This window comes from Sphingobium sp. (assembly GCF_035511395.1).
Classification (GTDB): Bacteria; Pseudomonadota; Alphaproteobacteria; order Sphingomonadales; family Sphingomonadaceae; genus Sphingobium.
In genome coordinates, this window is the sequence record NZ_DATKFP010000406.1 from 1 (window position 1) to 1,661 (window position 1,661).

Consider the following 1,661-nt stretch of genomic DNA (forward strand, 5'->3'; position numbering starts at 1 on the left):
TTCAGGATCGCCCCAGTGCTCCGGCCCATGCCCGCATGGCGGCAAAGCTGGGCCACAACGGCGCGATCGAGGGATGGTTGGCCAAGGTCGCAAGCCCTTGCGCCATGACCCAGACATGGGCGCGTATCGCTGACGGCAAACTGCCGCACGAGGCTGCGGAGGAGGCTGCGGACAAGGCGACCCGGCTGGCCGTTGCCGGCATGGTGCCGCCCTATGCCATTCCCAATTGGGCCGTCGATCATTATCCGGCCGACGTTGGCCTTCCGCTTGGCTTCATGCGCGGCAATGCCCATCTCTACAGCGCCTTCTTCACCGAAAGCTTCGTCGACGAACTGGCGCATCTGGCGAACATGGAGGCGATGTCCTTCCGCATACAGATGCTGGGTGGCAATCCGCGTCTTGCGCATTGCCTCTCAACCGCTGCGGCGATGGGCGGATGGCAAGGCGGCATCGCCGGAAGCGGGCAGGGAATCGCCGCGCATATGATGAGCGGCGCTTATGCCGCCGTGATGGTGGAGGCGGGGATGAGCGGCGATCGGTTGAGCGTCAATCGTATCGTCGCTGCCGTGGATGCCGGCAATCAGATCAATCCGGATATAGCCCGTCAGCAGATCGAGAGTGGGCTGATCTATGGTCTTGCCTATGCGATGGGGGCCTCGGTCCCTTACGAGCGCGGACTGCCGACGCGCGCGATCCTGGGTCGCATGAACCTGCCGCGCCTTGCCGATGTGGGCGAGGTGACAGTGGAACTGATGCGCAGTACCGCCGATCCTGTCGGTGTCAGCGATCTGGCCGCGCCGCTGGTCGCGCCCGCCATCGCCAACGCCCTCCATACCTGGACCGGGCAGCGCCTGCGCACCCTGCCACTTGTGGGAACCGCATGACCACGCCCGCCGATCATCCCGTTATTCCGGCCCCCAGAGTCGGCATATTGCTGATAAATCTCGGTACGCCGGACGCGCCTGATCCGAAATCAGTCCGGCGCTATCTTGCCGAATTCCTGTCTGATCGCCGCGTGGTGGAAATACCACGGTTGATTTGGCAGCCGATCCTGCACGGCATCATCCTGACCACCCGGCCGATAAAGTCCGCCCATGCCTATCAACAGGTGTGGACCGACGAAGGCTCGCCGCTCGCCGTTCACACCCGCGCCACCGCGCATGCGTTGCAAGGGGCGATGCCGAAGGTGACGGTCGACTGGGCGATGCGCTACGGCAATCCCGCCATATCGGATCGGCTGGCGGCTATGAAGGCGGCCGGGTGCGAGCGTATCCTGCTCGCGCCGCTCTATCCGCAGTATAGCGGCGCGACGACGGCGACCGCCAACGACGCCGCCTTTGCCGCGCTGAAGGTGATGCGCTGGCAACCTGCCATTCGCACCCTGCCACCCTATCATGACGATCCGGCCTATATTGACGCGCTGAAGACATCGATCGAGGCGGACATCGCGGCATTGCCCTTCATACCGGACGTCCTGCTTGTCAGCTTTCACGGGATGCCCGAACGCACGCTCCGTCTTGGCGATCCCTATCATTGCCAGTCGATGAAGACGGTTCGTCTGCTGGGCGAAGCTTTGTCGCTGCCCATCCACATCAGCTTCCAATCGCGTTTCGGAAGAGCCAGATGGCTGGAGCCGGAAACGGAAGCGACGCTCGCCAATT

At 63.6% G+C, this 1,661-nt stretch carries 2 protein-coding genes; both read left to right on the forward strand.

The window, feature by feature from the left end; all coding sequences use genetic code 11:
- A partial coding sequence (locus VMR39_RS27210; protein WP_325421125.1) for a molybdopterin cofactor-binding domain-containing protein occupies positions 1-884 on the forward strand: 884 nt, incomplete at its 5' end.
- Positions 881-1,661, forward strand: a 781-nt coding sequence (gene hemH / locus VMR39_RS27215; RefSeq protein ID WP_325421127.1) for a ferrochelatase, incomplete at its 3' end; no start/stop codon positions are given. The genes VMR39_RS27210 and hemH, both read left to right, overlap by 4 nt.